Origin of the sequence: Rhizobium sp. 007, assembly GCF_015353075.1 — a bacterium.
In the GTDB taxonomy this organism is placed as follows: domain Bacteria; phylum Pseudomonadota; class Alphaproteobacteria; order Rhizobiales; family Rhizobiaceae; genus Rhizobium.
Genome location: NZ_CP064188.1, coordinates 1,375,222 through 1,393,967, shown reverse-complemented (window position 1 = coordinate 1,393,967; position 18,746 = coordinate 1,375,222). Strand labels below are relative to the sequence as shown.

The following is an 18,746-nucleotide window of genomic DNA, read 5'->3' as shown; positions in this document are numbered from 1 at the left end:
GCGTGGCGGCTTGCTGCGCCCGCGGTTGTCCTATTGCGGGCACGCCTGGCTGTAGCGGCTTGTCTTGGCCGCAACGCCGCGTTTCGGCGGCGGGCAGCGCCTGACATCGGTCGGGCCGGTGTTGCGCGGTATGACGACATCGACACTGCCGGTTTCTACCGGATCAAGCGGAATGACGAGACCATTCGTTGGGCTTTCCGGCGAGGTTCCGAGAGGAGGAGTGCCGTCAATGCGCCCGGTATAATCCGTGCCCATATTGGATTGCGCCAACACGGGACAGGCTATGCCGAGAAAGACAATCGAAGTCACCGCGAAAATCGTGCGCATGATCAAAATCCTTTCGAGCTGATCAACGCGGCAACAACGGCAAAGGCGGCCATTTGTTCCGGACCGTTCCGATCACATCGCAGAGAGCGCTTCGCCTTCTAGGCCAGCGGGTTTAGCGCGCTGCCCAGTTGGCGCCGCGCCGGAAGATAGACTTCATCTGCGGCACGCCGAATTCCTTGGACTGATGGCCGAGCGAGGAATAGAAGACGCGGCCTTTTCCGTATTTTCGCTTCCAGACGACCGGCATTACCGCGCCGTCAATCCAGTAGGCATGATCACCTGTGAACGTCGTCGTCGCCAGCACCTCGTTCGAGGGGTCGACATGCATATAATATTGCTCCGACGTATAGGGAAAATCGCTGATCCCTTCCATGACCGGGTCGTCCGGCTGCGTGATGTTTACCGTGTAGTCGATGATGTTGCCCGGATGGGCGACCCATTGGCCGCCGATGATGAACTGATATTCGACGCACTCGCGGAAGCTGTCGCCCGCGCCGCCGTGATAGCCGGCGATGCCGACGCCGTTTTCGATCGCAGCAGCGAGATTCTTGATCTCTTCCTTTTCGATCTTCGACATGGTGACGATTGGCACGACGAGGCTCAGATCATGCACCGACGGATCGGCGAAGGCTTCGGTGCTGTGCTCTACATAGACCTTGAAGCCGTCCTCCTGAAGCATGTCCTTGATGATGGCCGCGCATTCCTGTGGTTCGTGGCCGCTCCAGCCGCCCCAGACGATCAGTGCTTCGCGCATGTTCTTTCCTCCTGAATATTACTTGCCCAACCGTCCATTGATAAGGGAATCCGACAGCGGCGCCGGGCGCTCCGTCTCTGTGGCAATCGTGACCGTGCGGCCGGTTTCGGAGGCCGCGTGAAACGCCTCCATGACTTCGAGAACGTGCAGCGCGAGGCTGCCGTTTGCCCGGTGCGGGCGATTGGAACGGATGGCGTGTGCAAGATCTGCAACGCCGAGCGAGCGGTAGTTGCCGTCTGCGTAAGGCGCTGTCAGTTCCTGCGGTTCGAAGCTTCCGCCCTTTTTCAGAAGCTGGACCTCGCCGCCGAAATGGTTCGGGTCGGGAACGATCAGCGTGCCTTCCGTGCCATAGAGTTCAAGCGGCACATGCTTGTGCCCGGCGACGTCGAAACTCATGCCAATCTGAACGACCGCCCCGTTGGCAAAGGCCATGATGCCGACGACATGCGTTGGCACGTGCACTGGAATATGCTCGCCGCTGTGCGGCTCGCTGGTGATGATACGCTCCTTGCGGGGCGCAATCGCAAAGCCCGCGACCTGCGCTACCGGTCCGAAGAGATTGACGAGATCGGTGATGTAATAAGGTCCCATGTCGAGCATCGGCCCGCCGCCGACCTCGTAGTAGAAGGCCGGGTTCGGGTGCCATCGTTCGTGGCCGGGGCACATGAAAGTGGCCGTACCGCCGACGGGCTGGCCGATCACGCCCTTGTCGATCAGGGCACGCGCCGTCTGATGCCCGCCGCCGAGAAAGGTATCGGGTGCCGCGCCGATGCGAAGGTTTTTCGCTTTCGCGGCTTCAGCGAGCTTTTTCCCTTCCGCGAAACTAATTCCGAGGGGCTTTTCCGAATACGTGTGTTTTCCTGCTTCAAGTGCCTGCAGGCCGACTGCCACATGCGCTTTCGGTATCGTCAGGTTGACGACGACTTCGATCTTTGGATCGGCAAAGATCTCGTCGACGTTTTTCGCCGGGACGTTGAATTCGGCGGCTTTTGCCTCCGCCAGGGATCGGTTGAGATCGGCGATGCCGCGGATATCGAGGATCGGGAAAGAGGCCACGGCCTTGAGGTATGCGCCCGAAATATTGCCGCATCCGATGATGCCGATGCCGACTGTCTCCATGATTTCCTCCCAATCGATTTTACAGTTACAGTTTTTAGAGTGCCGGCCCCGTCGTGTTCCAAGGCGACTCGTAGAGTTCGTAAAGGGCAACGGCTGCCGCACCTTGCGCCCAGAAATCGTCTGTGGAGTCGTCGAAGAGGAGTTCGGTGACGCCCTTTAAGGATGGCGGGATCGCAAGTGCATAGGCATCGCGCAGGCTGTTCAGAAAGGGCTCGCCGAGCGCCAGGCTGGAGCCGACGAGGATCACACGCGGCGGGGCAAAGAGCGTGACGATGTTGGCAATCGTCAGCCCGACGGCCTCGCCGGCGCGGACGGCGGCGCCGATGAGGACATTGTCCTCCGCCTTGATCAGCGCCTGAGCGTGGGCCATGCCGCGGCCGAGACGGATTGCTTCGGCAAAACGCCCGTCGGCCTGCTGTTCGCCAAGGATTGCACTTTCGCCAGCCTGGCTCGACAGCCGCACCGTCCCCTGCGACCCCGTGCCGAGCACGAGATCGCCGAGATTGTGGCTGAGGCCGCCGGCACCGCGGAAGAGTTGATTGCCATGCAGCACGCCAAGCCCGAGCGTCTGTTCCAGGGAGATCAACACCATATCCTCGAGATCTCGCGCCTTGCCGAACCAGTGATGGGCAAGGGTGATTGCATGCGCATCGCTCTCGATGATGGTCGACGTCCCAAGCCGCGCAGTCATCTCCGAGGCGAAATCGACATTCGTATCCCGAAAGATGGGGCTGCTGCGAACATGGCCGGTGCGATGCTCGATAACGCCCGGAAGGCCAAGGCAAACGGTATCGACATCTTCCAGCGACAAGCCGGCATCCACGACGCAGCGGCGGACGCCATCCTCCACCAGGTCGGCGATGACTGTGATCGGCTGCCGGTCGATGCGGATCGGCAGGGTGAGTTTCGAAAGCACGTCTCCGCGGAAATCGGTGAGGACGAAAACGAGCCGGCTTGCCGCAATTTTTGCACCGACGACGCGCGCGGCATCCGGGTTCAATTCCAGCATCACACGGGGACGGCCGCGGGCCGCCTCGTTGCGGATGTCGCCTTCGTGACGCGGCAGAATGAGCCCGTCATCGAGAAGCGAGGCGGTAATTGCCGATACCGTCGTGGTCGAAAGTTCGGTGCGTTCGCTGATCTCCACACGTGCGATCGGTCCGTGGCGGCGGATCGTGTCCAGCACGTTCAAGCGATTGATCGCGCGCATTAACTCAGGATCTGCGGTCTTCATGAAAACTAGCCGGGCAATCGCTTTGCTTCAGGGCTCAGCCCCGATTATTTTCGACGGAATACAAATTAAATAACAGGCAGTTTGCGGATGCTGTCAAGCAGATTTGCCAAAAAATCGGCCCATCGGGTTGACATCAGTCAGAGCTGCGTTGAATTATTCCGCATAGGGGAAAAATTAGTGAGGACATTGGCCCCCTGGGAGGAAAATCCATGACGTATATTCGCACGAATGCTGCTCTTCGCGCCAAGCGCATCGCATTTCTGGCCGCTGCCGCAGGCATTTCCGTGATTCTCGGAGCCGGTGCAGCCTCCGCAACAACGGTCGTAAAGTGGCTGCATCTGGAGCTCGATCCGACTTATGTGGCCAAGTGGGAGGAGATTGCCAAGGCTTATGAAGAAAAGCACCCGGATGTCGACATACAGATGCAGTTTCTCGAAAACGAGGCCTTCAAGGCAAAACTGCCGACGCTTCTCCAGTCCGACGATATACCGGACTTCTTTTTCAGCTGGGGCGGGGGCGTCCTCAAACAACAATCTGAGACCGGCGCGCTTCAGGATGTGACAGCCGCGCTCGATGCAGATGGCGGCAAGCTGCGCAACGCCTTTAGCGCCGCCTCTGTCAGTGGTCTGACCTTTGACGGCAAGGTCTGGGCAATGCCATACAAGGTCGGTCTCGTCAGCTTCTTCTACAATAAGGAGCTCTTTGCAAAGGCAGGCGTGAAGGCCGAGGACATCAAGACCTGGGCAAACTTTCTCGATGCCGTGAAAAAGCTCAAGGACGCCGGCATCGTGCCGATCGCAGGTGGCGGCGGCGAAAAATGGCCGATCCACTTCTATTGGAGCTATCTCGTCATGCGCGAAGGCGGAGAAAAGGTCTTCGACGCTGCCAAGAAAGGCGAGGGCGAAGGCTTCCTCGATCCGGCGATCATCAAGGCCGGTGAGGATCTTGCCGAACTCGGGAAGATTGAACCCTTCCAGCCTGGCTATCTGGGTGCCACCTGGCCGCAAACTCTCGGCGTCTTCGGCGATGGTAAGGCCGCTATGATCCTCGGTTTTGAGAATACCGAAGCCAATCAGCGCAAGAATGCCGGTGACGGCAAGGGACTTTCGCCGGAAAACATCGGCCGCTTTAACTTCCCGACCGTAGAGGGCGGCGCCGGCAAGGTAACCGATACGCTGGGTGGTTTGAACGGCTGGGCGGTAACCAAGAAGGCTTCCAAGGAAGCAATCGATTTTCTCGCCTTCCTGACGAATGCAGAAAACGAAAGATCCATGGCCAAGGCCGCGATGCTTCTACCGGTGGCCGTCGGCGCCGATGATGGTGTGACCAATTCGCTTCTGGCTCAATCCGCCAGGCAACTCGCCGCCTCGACCTGGCACCAGAACTATTTCGATCAGGATCTCGGCGCTGCCGTTGGCCGTGTCGTCAATGATGTCTCCGTTGAAATCGTCTCCGGCCAGATGAGTTCGCAGGATGGCGCCCAGCAGATCCAGGACGCCTTCGAACTGGAGCAATAACCCGCTCCGCTTCCTTTGTCCCGGCGCCTTCTCAACAGGTGCCGGGATCGGACCAGGCGCATGCGAAGGCAAGACAGATGGCGAATATTTCCATTTCATCAGCGATCGGTGCGGCAAGACCGGCCAGGAGCGCGACCAGAAACCGCAGTTCGGCTGCGCATGACCGCTGGGCCGTACTTCTGTTCTTTCTGCCGCCGGCTCTGCTGCTTTTTACGCTCTTCGTCATCATGCCGATGGGCGAGGCGGCCTGGTACAGCCTCTATAAGTGGAACGGCTACGGCATGCCGACGGAGTTCATCGCGCTCCGCAACTTCCAAGTCCTCTTGCGCAACGCCGCCTTCACACAGGCGCTTGTCAATAATGGCCTCATTATCCTGATATCCATCGCCATCCAGGTTCCGCTGGCGATCTGGCTGTCGACGATGCTGGCCCACCGTATCCCTGGCGTCGTCGCCTTCCGCTTGATCTTCTTTCTGCCCTACGTTCTTGCCGATGTCGCAGCTGGCCTGATCTGGCGCTTCGTTTATGACGGCGACTACGGGCTCTTTGCCGCAATCTCGAACTTCTTCGGTCTCGCGACCCCCTATGTGCTCGCCGACAAGGATCTCGCCATTTACGCCGTGCTTGCCGTTATCGTCTGGAAGTATTTCGGCTTCCACATGATGCTCTTCATCGCCGGCCTGCAATCGGTCGACAAAAATGTGCTCGAAGCAGCTGAGATCGACGGGGCGACAGGCTGGCAGAAGTTCCGCTATGTGACGCTGCCGCTGCTTGGATCCACGCTGCGCCTATCCATCTTCTTTGCGGTCATCGGTTCGCTGCAGCTCTTCGACATGATCATGCCGCTGACAGGCGGCGGGCCATCGAATTCGACGCAGACGATGGTGACCTTCCTTTACACCTACGGCGTCATGCGCATGCAGGTTGGTCTCGGCAGCGCCGTCGGTGTCGTCCTCTTCATCATCTGCATGACACTCGCCTTCGGCTACAAGAGGATTTTCATGCGCAATGATTGACACGAGCTCCACCATTCGCATGCCGCTGCAGACGCGGCTTTATCTCTACGTGTCGCTGACGCTGATTGCGGCGCTGGTTCTCATCCCGTTGCTGACGACGGCGCTCGGCGGTTTCAAGACGTTGGGCGACCTGCGCACCAATCCCTTTGGGCTCCCTGCAGAGTGGCAATGGTCAAATTATACCGATATCCTCTTCGGGGAGCGATACTGGCTGCAGATCTTCAATTCGCTGGTCATTGCAGCGCTCACGGTCTCTCTCACGCTGATCGTCTCGTCGATGGCCGCCTTCACCTTTGCGCATGTCCGTTTCTTCGGCTCGTCGTTCCTGCTGAACTATTTCCTGCTCGGCCTGATGTTTCCGGCAGCAACGGCGATCCTGCCGCTCTTCATCCGCATCCGCGATCTGGGTCTTCTCGATACCTATTGGGGCGTGGTGCTGCCGCAGGTCGCATTCGGCCTCGGCATGAGCATCCTGCTTTTCAGGAATTATTTCCGAAACCTCCCGGAAGAATTGTTCCAAGCGGCCTTTGTCGACGGTTGCGGCTATCTGCGCTTCTTCTGGTACATCTCGCTACCGCTTGCGCGGCCGATCGTTGCAACCGTCAGCATCATCTCCTTCGTTGGCAGCTGGAACAGTTATATCCTGCCGCTGATCATGCTGAATTCGGAATCGAAATATCCGTGGCCGCTCGGCATCATGGTCTATCGTGGCGAGTATGGCACCGAATGGCAGCTGGTGCTCGCCTTCATCACGCTTACCATCCTGCCGACGGTGATCGTGTTCTTCGTCGCCCAAAAGCATATCATCGCCGGTCTGACCGCTGGCGCCGTGAAGACCTAAGCAGCCCTGTGCATCATGCCCAGAGCTGATGAAAATGCTGAACCGGACCGTGGCCCGAACCGACGCTGAGCGTGCCGGCTTTGGCAACGGCGGCAGCCAGGTAATCTTTGGCTGTAGCGACCGCGGCCTCGAGCGATCCGCCCTTTGCGAGTTCTGCTGCAAGCGCGCTCGAAAGTGTGCAGCCGGTGCCGTGCGTGTTCTTCGTCGGAACGCGTGGCGCTTCAAACCAGGTAATCCCGCTTTCGCTTACCAGGACGTCAGGGCTTTGCATCCCGCCAAGATGGCCGCCCTTTACGAGAACGGCAGAGGGACCAAGCGCACGCAGCTTTTCCGCTTGCCGCTCCATTGCATCTCGGGTCCCTGCGACCGGCTCTCTGAGCAGAGCGGCGGCTTCTGGCAGATTGGGGGTAAGAAGCGTTGCGAGCGGCAAAAGCCGGGTCTTGAGAAAGTCGATGGCTTCAACATCAAGGAGGGCAGCACCTCCTTTGGCAATCATCACCGGATCGAGCACGATCGGTATGCCGCGGTGCGGCAAAAGGGCGTTGGCGACAGCTTCGGCAATCGGTGCATTGGCGATCATGCCGATCTTCACCGCATCGACGCGGATATCGGCGAAGACCATGGCGATCTGCTCGGCGACGAAGTCAGCGGGAACTGCATGCACGCTGGAAACGCCCTGGGTATTCTGAGCCGTCAAGGCCGTCAAAACGGCCATGCCATAGGTGCCGCGCGCCGAACATGTTTTCAAATCGGCCTGGACGCCCGCGCCGCCCGAAGGGTCGGAGCCGGCAATGGAAAGAACGTTGCATATCATGCGCGTGCCTTTCGGATTGCGTCAGTAATGCTCGCGGCAGCCTGCCGCGGATCCGGCGTGCCACAGATAGCAGATACGACCGCGAGCCCCTTTGCCCCTGCCGCAAGCACATATTCTGCATGGGTCGCCTTGGGGCCGCCGATCGCGACCCCTGGTACGCGGCAGGCCCTCGCGCGCCTTGCCACGCCATCGATGCCGATTGGAGGCTTGTGATCCGGTTTTGTCGATGTGGCAAAGACAGGACCGATACCGGCATAGTCGACGATTGCCGGGTCGACGGCCGCGGCCAGTTCCTCGGTTGCCACCGAAAGTCCAAGGATCATCGATGATCCGATCTGTTTGCGCGCGTCGCGGGCGGCCATGTCATTTTGCCCGACATGCAACCCATCCGCCTCGATCGCAATTGGAGCCTCGGCGTCGTCGTTGACGATCAGAAGGGCGCCGGTTTCGGCAAGCGCGGCTTTCAACGCTCGACCGGTCTTGACCCGGCCTGCCGTGCCTGCCTGTTTATCGCGCAGCTGTATGATCGTTGCTCCGCCGGAAGCCGCGGCGAGCGCCGTCTTGACCATGCCGATACCGGCGCACAGATCCGGGTCGAGGACAGGATAAAGGGAAAGATCGAAACGCTTCATCTCGATGTTACTCTTGCCGCAGCATCGAGTGCGGTTCCATCGAGCTGCGCAAGCGCGTCAAGGAGGCGCCATGAAAGGGAACCGGGCCCGATATTCATCGCGACGTAGTTGGTGATGCAATGCACGAGCGGCGGCGTCGCGCGCATGGCAGCGAAGAGTTGTCCGGGTGAACTTCGTATCGGCATTTGCCCCTTTCTGGCGGGGCAAAGGCGCGGGGAGCCGGACTGAATAAGCAAGGCTCCGAGCGACTCCCTCCGCCAGCATTATCCGGTTCAGGTTCGAAGGGTACTTCTCAGCCCGTCTTGCAACGGACGCCCCTGTCTCTCATCGCGGTCTTCATTGCAGACAAATCTCTGTCTGTCACCCCTAAAAAAAGCATGGCTGTATGAAGTCAGATCCCGCTACCAACATCTGCCCTTTGAGAGCCTGATGCGAGAAAGGCGGGAATAAAGACGTTTTCATGCCGCTCCTTTGTCGAACTATGGCGGCTCCTTTTTCGGCAAGCGGCGGAGTTGCAAGCTTCGATGACGCGATGACAAAAACGAGCCCGGACGCTCAATGCTCCGATATTTGTTGGGACGCTCCGGCGCGTTCGGCCGGAATGCACACCCACTCGGGGCGACTGCGATCATATATTGCGTAATCGTTTTCGTTAAATATTCTGGCTACATCGTCAAAATTCTCGGTAACTTCCACGTGGTCTTATATTCGCTAGACAGTGCGAACTACCGAGAAGCACACGGTGTTCGGCACCCTTCACATCTATCTTCAGCAGCGCCGGACGAAGGCCCGTCTCTTCCAAGAACGTGTCAAGCTGCATCATCTCGACCGTGACGGATTCCATCAGCGCATCGCTGAACGCATTTTCTCGGTTTTGTTCAAAATTTTTATAGTTTTTGTCCAATGAATTGTTCTGTCCCGACACGCCTTCTATCCAAAATTCCACGGGGCCATCGAGATCTCCACACGCGGCTTCAACGATTTTAATGTTCGCAAAGCTCTCTGTATTGGTTCGAAGATACGGCAAATTGTTGGGCCCAGGTTCGAAAACGATAACAGTACCGTCATCGCCAACGATCTTTGCTAAATGAACCGAAAGATAGCCGATATGGCCGCCGAGCTCGACAACGGTATCTCCGGGCTTTGCAAGCTCGGCGAGCGTCTTCATGATATGCGTCTCGCGGTGCTTCCCTTTGAACCAATATCCCCGATGTTTATAAAGGTTTAATCTTATGGGCGCATCGCGCCACCAGTGATGGCGCACGATAATATCACGCGTTCCCCAAGTGCGAGGACATGGAGTGCAACTCGCCGCAGGGGCGGTATCTCGCCAGACTTTGCAGCGGCATCGTACGGTCTCCGATCGAAGATGTTTGAAGGACAAGCTCTCCAAGCTCGGAAGTTACTTCACTTTTTTGCGTTTTAGAATACCTTAAACCGACGGAGGCGTTTGGCGATGAGCTTAAATGACGTTACATCGGCTGATAAAATCGATGAACGTGCAAGGGGGCATGGGCAACCTGCGGTCGCGACATTTTCGCAATCTTTGGAGTTATATGCATTTTTTGCTGCTATATTTCTATGCTCGATGAATTATTTTAGAAGTGACTATATTTATTTCACGCTTGCAGATCTGTCTTTTCTTCTTTGCTTTTCTCTCGCTGTTGCGAACGCGAATATTGTCGTCAATGTCATTGGCAAGCTGAGCACGGCCGCCTGGTGTTTTGGGCTTGCCTTGCTGCTTTTGGGGTTGACTGCAAGCAGCATCGTAAGCCCTGGGCCGGAACGCGGACTCGTGGTCGTCCTGCAGTATTTCTACGCGTATTTTATTGTGCTGCTTTTGTTTGGGGGAAGGAGCTATGACGAGCTCTTAGCGGCGGCAAAGATTTATGTCTCTTCGATATTTATAATTTGTATACACGGTATCTTTCTCATTCATGTTATTGGAGAGACAAATACGCAGTTCGTCACCGGGAGCGGACGCTTTAACGGATTGATGGAAAGAGAAAATGCGTGCGCCGCCGTTATTGCGCTCGCAATTCAGGTCCTGCTTCTGCTCGTTTCCTTAAGAAAATTAAACAGGTTTCTCGCGCTTTGCGCGTTTGTAGTCATGACCTACGGTCTTCTTCTGACTGGCTCGAATACCGGGCTTATTGGCTGTGGGATCGGCATTGCAATCTTTCTCTTGTTCAATCTTACATGGAGAACGGTTGTGCCTGCCGCCGCTCTCTGCCTCTGCATTCCACTTGTCGCGATTACACCGTTGCGCGACTATCTGCCGGACGTTTTCCAAAAACGCGTCCTTACCGCTGTCGATACAGGAGACATCAGCCAGGCGGGAACGTTTGGTCGTCGCTTTGAGCTCATACAGGAGGCGGCCGGTCAAACGGGCTCCACGCTTTTGCTCGGGATTGGAGCGGATCAGTACAGAGTAAGCAGCGCCGTACAGAAGCCCGTGCACAATATTTACTTACTTCTTTGGACGGAGGGGGGCTTCATCGCGGCCCTTGGCTTTGCCGTCATGGTGATCAGCCTCTTGGGTCCGGCGCTTGCGGCTAGTCGCATCAAGAACGGCCTTCCGTTCGCCATCTGTATCTTTGCGACAGTTGCGGCGTTTTTGGCTATGGGCAACGCAATGACTCATATGTATGGACGTTTTTGGCCGGTTCCGCTGCTCATTCCTGCCGTTCTAGGGCAGGCCTTTGTGAAACGATCGCAAGCGTAGTCACTTAGGATTGGTCGTGATTGTAAATTGTGGCGCAGCGCGAAGCGTCGCGAGGCACGCGTCGAGATCAAAAAGACTAGTTATCACCGCATCGGGTCTATGGTCAGGCTCGGTGGCGTATGCCATGTGGATGCGGCCGATCCGGGCAATCTGGATCGTCCTCCATCCCAGACGCCGCGGAGCGATAAAATCCTTGGCGGGATTGTCAGCTACGTAAACCAGCTCCGCGCACGGCACGCCTGACCATTCTTGGATAGCCTCGAACGCCCGCGGATGCGGTTTCCAGAACTTGGGGCCCCAGACATCTGTATAAATGATGTGGTCTAGAATCTCCTCAAGACCCAGCGCCTTGACCTTTGCCATTTGTGTTGCTGCGTAGCCGTCGGTTATGAGGGCCAGGCGCGCCTTCCTGGCAGGATTGCAAAGATATTCCAACGCATCAGGGGCCAACGCTATGCGCGGATGATGTTGCCGGTAAACTTCAATTAGCTTTGCAGTCAACGTCCGGTCGCCGGCCATGCCTGCAGCGGCGAGCGCTTCATCGAACACGCGTGAGCGTCGGCCGGTTGCGAAGATTGCGTGGCAATGATCAGCGAAATTCGCAACACCCATTTCTCGATCCAGCCACGCAGACGCGGCCTCGAATCCACTTTTGGCAAAGTCGCTTTCGAGATAGAGTGTGTCATCCAGATCGAAGACTAGAACACCACCTTGTGGTTCACTCATCTTCACCATCCACGAAGATCGCTTCGTCGTAGCGCAGCATCAACACGCCCGAATGCCAGTTGTCATGACAGCTTGCAGGTAAGCCTGAGACTTCCTCGAGCAGCCATTTTGCGAAATGCGCGCCCGCATGATCAGCCAGAGGATAGCCTCCTCCGAACCGTGCGTTGATCTCGATCACTTTGGGGCCGGCAGCGCCGTCGTCCATAATCTGAAAGCAGAATGCACCCCTGAGGCCCGGCAGTGCAGCGACGATATCATGCGCGATGCGGGAATGTCGCGGCTGGCGCTCGGTGATGCCTTTTTCGACCTCGCCGGCCCTGACACGAACGCGACGATGTGTAATGGCTGTCTGTAGTCTACCGCGCACGTCGACGAAGCCGTTGACCGTGTATTCCGCGCCGGTCAGATTTTCTTGCACAATCATCGGTTCGCTGACCTTGGCGGGCAGCTCATCTCTCGAACCGGCGACGCTAATCGCGCGGCTGGCGCTTCCAGACCGCGGCTTGACAAAGACCGGCCAAGACCATTCGCTGGTCGAGGCGAACTCCTCAAGTGCGATGGTGCGCGGGACGGGGACTCCCGCGGCCGCAAGCACAGTCATCGTTTCAAGCTTGTCGCGAACGATGTCGACCACCGCCGGTTGGCTGACATGAACGCGACAGCCAAGAGCCGCAAAATCGTCCATCGCCTCTGCGAGAGCCGGGAGTTCGGGATCGATCGTTGGAACGATCAGATCGATTTTTTCACGCGATGCAATTCCTTGCAGTGCTGAAACGAAGCCCGGATCGTCACAGGCTGGAACAGCATAGCTCGCATCGGCGGATCGGCAGGCAGGGCTCATTCCTGGATCGAGATCACATGCGACCACCGTCAAGGATATGCCTAACTCTTTCGCCGCCCTGCGAAAGCAGTCGATGAGAGCGACCCGTCGACCGGCGGATGAAACTAGGATCTTGATCGCTGCTGACGTCATCCCGTATCCCTTTAGGCGTCCGAAGTTGCGACGGCTTTTCCAGACTGAAGTATGCTTATTTCGATCAAGCCTGGAGCGAGGACCCGGACCGCAAGTGGCTATGCATCCGCAGCCGCGATGCTTCAGGGCGCCAAGCGCTGACATCAACACAATTGCCGTCGCCACACATAACGAGAAAACCGGTGGCGCTGACCGTTTGAATTTGTCCCGGAAGGCCTATGTAGCGATCCGGGTTGGGGAATAGATCGGCTGCATCGATATATATCCTCTCGCTTCCAGAATGGGTAAAAGCGCCGGGGTAGGGGTCTCCGATCGCGCGTATGAAGCGCGTGATGTCAGCGGCCGGCAGGCGCCAGTCAATCAAGCCGTCTTCAGGCCGGCGCCTCGCGCAATAGGAGGCCTTCTCATCATCCTGGGGGATCCTGGGCGCGTTGCCGGACTCGACCATCCTGACGGCCTGGGGGACCATTTCTCGAATATTCAGCAGGTGCTTTTCGTATAGACTGCGGGCCGTCTCATTATCGGCTACGTCAAAGACGCGCTGAAGCAGGATCGGTCCGGAATCCACGCCGTCATCAAGCCAGAAAAGTGTCGATCCCGTCGTCTGTTCGGAGCGAAGAATGGTCCAAGGTATTACGCCCCGTCCCCTTAGTCGTGGAAGGGCGGCGGGATGAAAGCCAATCGTACCGATGCTTGCAAGCTCGCGGAATGGACGTCCGCATATTTGGGACCATCCGACGACAAGGGTCAAATCCGGACCGATACTGGCAATCTTCGCCAGGGTCTCGGTAGAGTTCACATTCGTCGTATGAAAAAAGGAAATGCCGCTCTCGCGGCCCATTGAACTGAGATCGGCAAAATCCGAGTGACGATCAGCAGCGGTTGGCGGCAGGGTTACGACAAGCGCTGGCGGTCGCTCAGAGGATACGAGCGCTGCAAGGGCGACTTCTGAACCTTCCACTGCTCCGACGAGAACGATCCGCATCCTTGGGCCACGACATCGAGTTATGCCGAGCGAGGCAACGGGCTCGGTCATGTTTTATCAAGCAAGGCTTACCTTCACGGGAGGCTCTTTAGAAGGTATAAAAACACGAGCGCGCAATTCCTGTCCAGAGGCCTTTTGCGGGCTCTGTCGTCTTGCCACGCGCTGAGGGGCACTATGGCCAAGGCAGATGTCATGCATATCATTACCAATTTCACAGCGCATGCCGGCGCTGAGACAATGCTGGCACGGCTGCTGCATGCCTCAGTCGACCAGCGTATAGTGGTCGTTTCGCTCATGGGGATTTCGGAGCGAAATCTTAAAATTTCGAGCAATCCCCGTGTCGAGTATGTATCGCTCGAAGCTACAAAATTGACGTCTCTCGCACACGCCTCGCTGAAACTTGCAAAACTAATCAGACAGGAGAGGCCACCCGTCATATTGTGCTGGATGTATCATGCGATGATTGTCGGCACGGTCGCTGCCTTGCTGGCACATCGGAGCACTGCAGTGATCTGGAACGTGCGTCAGTCGTTGGATGATTGGACGTCTTTGACCCGGAGTTTACGCGCCGCAGTGACTGTGGCAAAGTGGCTATCCTGGCATCCGGAGGGTTTCGTCTTCAATTCAGCGAGGGCGCTCAAAATGCATGCGGCGGCTGGTTATCGAACGCACAATGCCGTGGTCATACCGAACGGCTTTGAGCTGCCGCAATCCGTGACCCCTCAGCCTCGATCGGCCAAGCGGATCGGCATTGCAGCGCGCTTCCATCCACAGAAGGATTATCCGACATTCTTCAGGGCCGCGGCTCGCCTTCTTCAAACGCATCAGGGGCTGACATTCGTGGCTGCGGGAAGTGGCTTGTCCTGGAGCAATCCAGCCGTCTCACGGATGATCTTGTCCGCAGGTTTAGCGCGAGAAAATGTCCAGCTCTTGGACGAAGTCGATGACATGGCTGCTTTCTATCGATCGATCGACATTCTCGCCCTCTCTTCGAGAACAGAAGGCTTTCCGAACGTCCTGGCGGAGGCGATGAGCTATGCGCTACCTGTTGTAACGACTGACGTTGGTGACGCTGCAAGTATCATCGGCGACGGCGGCCTAGCAGTCCCCTCCCAAGATCCGGAGGCGCTGGCGGCGGCGCTACGAACTCTTCTTGACGGTGGAACCGCTCGATATGCTGAATATGCGGCGGCGGCACGACGGCGTATCGAAGAAGAGTACGAGCTGGGCAAAATAGTACGGCAATACGATCATTTTTTGAACCAATGCAAGGCAGCAGTTGAAAGAGAAAATAACATCGCTGTTTAAAACTATATAATCACTTCGGGCTAATGCGGATTGCCTTCAATTTTATGGGACAAGCTTACTATTCTTAAGCAGTATTTGACAAAAACGCTTGGCGCGGTCTGCTTTGAAAGCTCGTGGATATCGTAATCTCATTAGCGGTGACGAGGTCGAGCTTATCGATTTTACGGAAAACCAGAGCAGGGAAGCATTCGAGAAACATCTGCGCCTGTCTACGCGGGCCGTGCTCCGTGTCCTGACATCCGTTACGAACAGTGCGCGGGAAAACTCCGAATGCTTTCGAAGCGTTACTCACGGGCGCCTTTCAATGTCCGAAGCGAGTCGGGTATTGGATATGAATTGGAACCTCATGTGCTTCGGTTTGGACCCTAGGAGGTTAATGGCGATGTTGAAACGGCTGTTCGATGTGCTGTTTTCCGTTGCTGCAGGACTTTTGGCACTGCCAATCCTTATCACCTTGGCCATGGCTGTCAGGATCATTCTCGGCTCCCCTATCATGTTCAGCCAGGAGAGGGCTGGCGAAGAGCGTCGATCATTCAGGATGAATAAGTTCCGGTCAATGGGCACCGACGTGGATCCTGATGGGAAGCTCTTGAGCGACGACGAACGCACCGGAAAGTTCGGCCGGCTGTTGCGACGTTCTCGGCTAGATGAACTGCCGGAATTGTGGAGTATCTTCATTGGCGACATGAGCGTCATAGGACCAAGACCGATACTCTTGGACAAAATACATGCCCTTGGCGAGCGCGGAATCTTGCGGTGTTCAGTGAAGCCCGGACTAACCGGCTGGGCGCAGATAAATGGAAACACCAAGCTCACTGACGACGAAAAGGTCGATCTGGATATCTGGTATATCGAGAACCGCACATGCCTAATCGATGCCAAGATAATCGCTAAGACCGTTTTGGTTATGATTTTCGGCGAGAGACGTAACGAGAAGCACCTTGCTGAGGCCATTTCTGCTGCGGCCAGTCGCGATACGACCCGCGCTAAACTGCAGTAAACCCCAATTGCCGATCGACTAAAGACACCGTTAAGTTGCGGAGAACAGCTACTATGCTTGCGAGAAACGGGTAATGGCAAGGCAATCCGGGATTGCGGTATGATTAAACGCTTGGAGCGTGTCATAGGTGTATTCGCATCTAAGCAGTAAAAGTACCTGCCTGCTTGAGCAGAAAATCACGTTATGATTGAAATTTTTCAAAGATTAAGTAAGTATTCTTAACGGTATTGTATATAAAACTAAATGATTAATCAGCAGAATACAGTATCGATATCAAATAGCTTTAATATAATTTGGCTTTACAAATAAAATTGCTGATGTACCGTCCGTCAATAAATGTGAGACTTGATTGAAACTGTTTCGGAAACGTCACGGTACGCTTATGTTTTACCGGCTAACGCCGGGGGATTCGCAAGGCATCGGAGTTTATCTCGCTATCGCGTCGCGATAGCGGCACGCGTTGCAGTTGTACGGGGGGATGCATGCATGGAACCGCGCGACAAAGTCATCGCTGCTCAGCGGCAGGAGATGAATGCAAGACGGGACATGAATGCTAGACGGGACGACGTGTTGGCGGCCTGGAAGGCCGCGGTTGGTTATGCGGATTCTGCGGTCAGCGCGGCAATCCTTCTGTCAAAAAAGACAGCCGGTTCTCACGTTCGCAAGGTTAGGCAGGCACCCTTGCTGTTTGCGACCGACCTCGTGTCCGCATGCTTCGCCCTCAACTTCGCGTTCGTCGCGCGCTATGGATTGGAGCAGGTTCAGGCAAGTGCGGAGCTGATCGAAACGCTCTTATTTGCGAGCCCGCAGTATCTTGCGATTTGCATCGTGGTCTTTCCCATGGCCGGCCTTTATAGCCGCAATTGGCGATACGGTTCGATCTCCGATCTTGTGACAATCCCACGGGCGGTGCTCATATCCACGGCCCTTTTGGTCTGCGTGCTATTTTTCATAACAAGGCTGCAAGATATCCCCCGCGCGGCCTTGCTTCTCGAGGCGCTCCTGCTCTCGCTATTCCTTTCGGCGTCGCGGCTGAGCTTTCGCATTAACGAATTGTCCCTGCCGGATAACGCTGGCTGGCTGAAGCAAGCGCCCGAGCAGGAGCAAAAGATACCGACCCTGCTGGTCGGTGCGGGAGATGCTGCGGATCTCTATCTACGTGCCGTGAGCCGCGACCGCAGCTGCTTCCATCGTCCGGTTGCCATCATCGAGCCGACTGGCGCATGCGAAGGGATTATGTTGCACGGCGTACCGATTTTGGGTGCCTTGACGGATTTTGAGAGGGTTGTTAGGGAACTGCGCCTCTCCCATTCCTTCCCGCGGCACCTTGTCTTCACCGAGGCACCTTCCGTGTTTGGTGAGGAGGTTTGCGAAAAGCTCATCAGACAGGCCGAAGCGCTCGGCATCACCGTTTCCCGTTTATCCCAGATGACGGAGCTGAAGAATGCCAAGCGGGAAAACCGATTTGAACTCAAATCGATCGAGCTGACAGACCTGCTGGAGCGGCCCCAGGCCGCTTTGGACAGGGATGCCATCCTGCGGCTCATCCGGGGGCGCCGGGTGCTCATCACTGGTGCCGGCGGCTCGATCGGCTCCGAACTCACGCTTCAGATCGCCGCCTGCGAGCCGTCGCAGCTCGTTCTCGTCGAGAATTGCGAGTTCAATCTTTACACAATTGACCTTGAGCTTGCGGAGCGCTTTGCGACGCTGCCCCGCGCCACCTGTCTCTGCAATGTTCGGCGGGCCAACCGCGTCAACGACGTTTTCGAAGAATATAGGCCGGAGCTGGTCTTCCATGCGGCAGCGCTCAAGCACGTGCCAATGGTGGAGATCAATCCGTGCGAGGGCGCGCTTACAAACGTGATCGGCACCATGAACGTCGCCAATGCCGCCAGGCAGGTCGGTGCCCTGGCGATGGTTCAGATCTCTACCGATAAGGTGGTCAATCCAACGAGCGTCATGGGAGGGACGAAACGTCTCGCGGAGCTCTATTGTCAGGCGCTCGACCTCGAAGGAGTGGAGCGCGGAAGCGGCCCTCGTTACATGACCGTGCGGTTCGGCAACGTTCTTGGCTCGAGCGGCTCCCTCATTCCGTTGTTCAAGAGACAGATCGCCAGCGGTGGACCGTTGACCGTGACCGATCCGGACATGACGCGGTTCTTCATGACCATACGGGAAGCCGTGGAACTTACCCTGCAGGCCTCCGCCTACGGACTCGAGGGCGACATCGGAAAAGGCGAGGTCTTCGTTCTGGACATGGGCAAACCGGTAAGGATCATGGACATCGCACGCAGGATGATCAGGCTTGCAGGTCTTGTTCCTGACAAGGACATAGCAATCAAGGTCATCGGGCTGCGCCCCGGCGAAAAGTGCTACGAGGAGCTTTTCGATATCAATGATACTCCGGTTCCGTCGCCTGTTCCGGGGGTTTTCGGCGCAATTCCACGGCCTGTACCGCTTTCCAAGCTTCGCCCGACGTTCGCCCGGCTGGAGCGCTCCGCCGAATTGGGTGATGCATCCATGGTGCTCGCGCTCATCAGTAGCCTTGTCCCAGGTTATGCGTGGCAGCGCCCCGCTTTCGCCGGTGCGGCCCTGGCTCCAATGCATGATGGAACTCGCGAAGAGGGTGAGGATCATGACGTGGGCCTCCCGGACAACTTACTTGCAGCTCTTGTGGCTGAAACTGATGGAGGAAGTGCTGAGGTGTCTGGGTGGATCAGCCCATCACGGCTGCAATGAAACGCAATCAGCGGCAGGCGCCGGTCGCTCCCACGA

At 56.9% G+C, this 18,746-nt stretch carries 17 protein-coding genes, 1 pseudogene and 1 riboswitch; of the genes and pseudogenes, 7 read left to right on the top strand and 11 right to left on the bottom strand.

What is annotated here, in order from left to right; translation table 11 throughout:
* Window positions 1–30: 30 nt before the first annotated feature.
* The 4 genes from ISN39_RS27660 to ISN39_RS27645 form a co-directional block, all read right to left on the bottom strand.
* Complete coding sequence (locus ISN39_RS27660) at window positions 31–327, bottom strand: hypothetical protein (protein ID WP_194731253.1); 297 nt, start codon at window positions 325–327, stop codon at window positions 31–33.
* Window positions 328–439: 112 nt separating this feature from the next.
* A complete protein-coding gene (locus tag ISN39_RS27655; protein ID WP_074071764.1) occupies window positions 440–1,081 on the bottom strand; it encodes a ThuA domain-containing protein in 642 nt (213 codons plus the stop codon).
* Between the two features lie 18 nt (window positions 1,082–1,099).
* Window positions 1,100–2,200, bottom strand: coding sequence for a Gfo/Idh/MocA family oxidoreductase (locus ISN39_RS27650; RefSeq protein WP_194731252.1), 1,101 nt, complete (start codon window positions 2,198–2,200; stop codon window positions 1,100–1,102).
* 34 nt (window positions 2,201–2,234) lie between these two features.
* Complete coding sequence (locus tag ISN39_RS27645) at window positions 2,235–3,434, bottom strand: ROK family transcriptional regulator (protein ID WP_194731251.1); 1,200 nt, start codon at window positions 3,432–3,434, stop codon at window positions 2,235–2,237.
* Between the two features lie 209 nt (window positions 3,435–3,643).
* Between ISN39_RS27645 and ISN39_RS27640 the strand changes: the two genes are divergently transcribed.
* From ISN39_RS27640 to ISN39_RS27630, 3 genes are all read left to right on the top strand, one after another.
* On the top strand, window positions 3,644–4,951 hold the full coding sequence (locus ISN39_RS27640; RefSeq protein ID WP_194731250.1) for an extracellular solute-binding protein: 1,308 nt from the start codon (window positions 3,644–3,646) through the stop codon (window positions 4,949–4,951).
* A 77-nt stretch (window positions 4,952–5,028) separates the two neighbouring features.
* On the top strand, window positions 5,029–5,967 hold the full coding sequence (locus tag ISN39_RS27635; RefSeq protein WP_194731249.1) for a sugar ABC transporter permease: 939 nt from the start codon (window positions 5,029–5,031) through the stop codon (window positions 5,965–5,967).
* Window positions 5,960–6,808 carry a carbohydrate ABC transporter permease gene (locus ISN39_RS27630; protein ID WP_194731248.1) on the top strand — a complete coding sequence of 283 codons (849 nt, stop codon included), beginning with the start codon at window positions 5,960–5,962 and terminating at the stop codon, window positions 6,806–6,808. Before ISN39_RS27635 ends, ISN39_RS27630 begins: the two co-directional genes overlap by 8 nt.
* Window positions 6,809–6,821: 13 nt before the next feature.
* On the opposite strand, the gene thiD is transcribed toward ISN39_RS27630, so the two are convergent.
* The 4 genes and pseudogenes from thiD to ISN39_RS27610 all read right to left on the bottom strand — a co-directional run bounded on the left by thiD (window position 6,822) and on the right by ISN39_RS27610 (window position 9,518).
* Entirely contained in the window at window positions 6,822–7,622 is an 801-nt protein-coding gene (gene thiD, locus ISN39_RS27625; protein WP_194731247.1) for a bifunctional hydroxymethylpyrimidine kinase/phosphomethylpyrimidine kinase, read from the bottom strand.
* Complete coding sequence (gene thiE, locus ISN39_RS27620; RefSeq protein WP_194731246.1) at window positions 7,619–8,254, bottom strand: thiamine phosphate synthase; 636 nt, start codon at window positions 8,252–8,254, stop codon at window positions 7,619–7,621. The genes thiD and thiE overlap by 4 nt, the downstream gene beginning before the upstream one ends.
* An 89-nt stretch (window positions 8,255–8,343) precedes the next feature.
* Window positions 8,344–8,439, bottom strand: a pseudogene (locus ISN39_RS36850) (hydroxyethylthiazole kinase); the annotation flags it as partial.
* 47 nt (window positions 8,440–8,486) lie between these two features.
* Window positions 8,487–8,583: riboswitch (TPP riboswitch) on the bottom strand.
* A gap of 344 nt (window positions 8,584–8,927) precedes the next feature.
* Window positions 8,928–9,518 (bottom strand): FkbM family methyltransferase, encoded by a 591-nt coding sequence (locus ISN39_RS27610; RefSeq protein WP_281438326.1) that lies wholly within the window; start codon window positions 9,516–9,518, stop codon window positions 8,928–8,930.
* 192 nt (window positions 9,519–9,710) lie between these two features.
* On the opposite strand from ISN39_RS27610, the gene ISN39_RS27605 reads away from it, so the two are divergent.
* Window positions 9,711–10,979, top strand: coding sequence for an O-antigen ligase family protein (locus tag ISN39_RS27605; protein ID WP_194731244.1), 1,269 nt, complete (start codon window positions 9,711–9,713; stop codon window positions 10,977–10,979).
* On the opposite strand, the gene ISN39_RS27600 is transcribed toward ISN39_RS27605, so the two are convergent.
* The 3 genes from ISN39_RS27600 to ISN39_RS27590 form a co-directional block, all read right to left on the bottom strand.
* Window positions 10,980–11,705: an HAD family hydrolase gene (locus ISN39_RS27600; RefSeq protein WP_074071774.1), complete on the bottom strand. Its 726-nt coding sequence runs from the start codon at window positions 11,703–11,705 to the stop codon at window positions 10,980–10,982. It abuts the gene before it with no gap.
* Window positions 11,698–12,678 (bottom strand): ATP-grasp domain-containing protein, encoded by a 981-nt coding sequence (locus ISN39_RS27595; protein WP_074071775.1) that lies wholly within the window; start codon window positions 12,676–12,678, stop codon window positions 11,698–11,700. The genes ISN39_RS27600 and ISN39_RS27595 overlap by 8 nt, the downstream gene beginning before the upstream one ends.
* Before the next feature lie 64 nt (window positions 12,679–12,742).
* Entirely contained in the window at window positions 12,743–13,663 is a 921-nt protein-coding gene (locus ISN39_RS27590; protein ID WP_194731243.1) for a methionyl-tRNA formyltransferase, read from the bottom strand.
* 174 nt (window positions 13,664–13,837) lie between these two features.
* Between ISN39_RS27590 and ISN39_RS27585 the strand changes: the two genes are divergently transcribed.
* From ISN39_RS27585 to ISN39_RS27575, 3 genes are all read left to right on the top strand, one after another.
* On the top strand, window positions 13,838–14,971 hold the full coding sequence (locus ISN39_RS27585; RefSeq protein WP_246763451.1) for a glycosyltransferase: 1,134 nt from the start codon (window positions 13,838–13,840) through the stop codon (window positions 14,969–14,971).
* 382 nt (window positions 14,972–15,353) lie between these two features.
* On the top strand, window positions 15,354–15,971 hold the full coding sequence (locus ISN39_RS27580) for a sugar transferase (RefSeq protein ID WP_194731242.1): 618 nt from the start codon (window positions 15,354–15,356) through the stop codon (window positions 15,969–15,971).
* Between the two features lie 486 nt (window positions 15,972–16,457).
* Window positions 16,458–18,710 carry a nucleoside-diphosphate sugar epimerase/dehydratase gene (locus ISN39_RS27575; RefSeq protein ID WP_246763450.1) on the top strand — a complete coding sequence of 751 codons (2,253 nt, stop codon included), beginning with the start codon at window positions 16,458–16,460 and terminating at the stop codon, window positions 18,708–18,710.
* The last annotated feature ends 36 nt before the right edge of the window (window positions 18,711–18,746 follow it).

What these genes read in the sequence shown, in the direction of transcription:
- ISN39_RS27660 (WP_194731253.1), bottom strand. Translation starts at nt 327, where the DNA reads ATGCGCACGATTTTCGCGGTGACTTCGATTGTCTTTCTCGGCATAGCC.
- ISN39_RS27655 (WP_074071764.1), bottom strand. Translation starts at nt 1,081, where the DNA reads ATGCGCGAAGCACTGATCGTCTGGGGCGGCTGGAGCGGCCACGAACCA.
- ISN39_RS27650 (WP_194731252.1), bottom strand. Translation starts at nt 2,200, where the DNA reads ATGGAGACAGTCGGCATCGGCATCATCGGATGCGGCAATATTTCGGGC.
- ISN39_RS27645 (WP_194731251.1), bottom strand. Translation starts at nt 3,434, where the DNA reads ATGAAGACCGCAGATCCTGAGTTAATGCGCGCGATCAATCGCTTGAAC.
- ISN39_RS27640 (WP_194731250.1), top strand. Translation starts at nt 3,644, where the DNA reads ATGACGTATATTCGCACGAATGCTGCTCTTCGCGCCAAGCGCATCGCA.
- ISN39_RS27635 (WP_194731249.1), top strand. Translation starts at nt 5,029, where the DNA reads ATGGCGAATATTTCCATTTCATCAGCGATCGGTGCGGCAAGACCGGCC.
- ISN39_RS27630 (WP_194731248.1), top strand. Translation starts at nt 5,960, where the DNA reads ATGATTGACACGAGCTCCACCATTCGCATGCCGCTGCAGACGCGGCTT.
- thiD (WP_194731247.1), bottom strand. Translation starts at nt 7,622, where the DNA reads ATGATATGCAACGTTCTTTCCATTGCCGGCTCCGACCCTTCGGGCGGC.
- thiE (WP_194731246.1), bottom strand. Translation starts at nt 8,254, where the DNA reads ATGAAGCGTTTCGATCTTTCCCTTTATCCTGTCCTCGACCCGGATCTG.
- ISN39_RS27605 (WP_194731244.1), top strand. Translation starts at nt 9,711, where the DNA reads ATGAGCTTAAATGACGTTACATCGGCTGATAAAATCGATGAACGTGCA.
- ISN39_RS27600 (WP_074071774.1), bottom strand. Translation starts at nt 11,705, where the DNA reads ATGAGTGAACCACAAGGTGGTGTTCTAGTCTTCGATCTGGATGACACA.
- ISN39_RS27595 (WP_074071775.1), bottom strand. Translation starts at nt 12,678, where the DNA reads ATGACGTCAGCAGCGATCAAGATCCTAGTTTCATCCGCCGGTCGACGG.
- ISN39_RS27590 (WP_194731243.1), bottom strand. Translation starts at nt 13,663, where the DNA reads ATGCGGATCGTTCTCGTCGGAGCAGTGGAAGGTTCAGAAGTCGCCCTT.
- ISN39_RS27585 (WP_246763451.1), top strand. Translation starts at nt 13,838, where the DNA reads ATGGCCAAGGCAGATGTCATGCATATCATTACCAATTTCACAGCGCAT.
- ISN39_RS27580 (WP_194731242.1), top strand. Translation starts at nt 15,354, where the DNA reads ATGTTGAAACGGCTGTTCGATGTGCTGTTTTCCGTTGCTGCAGGACTT.
- ISN39_RS27575 (WP_246763450.1), top strand. Translation starts at nt 16,458, where the DNA reads ATGGAACCGCGCGACAAAGTCATCGCTGCTCAGCGGCAGGAGATGAAT.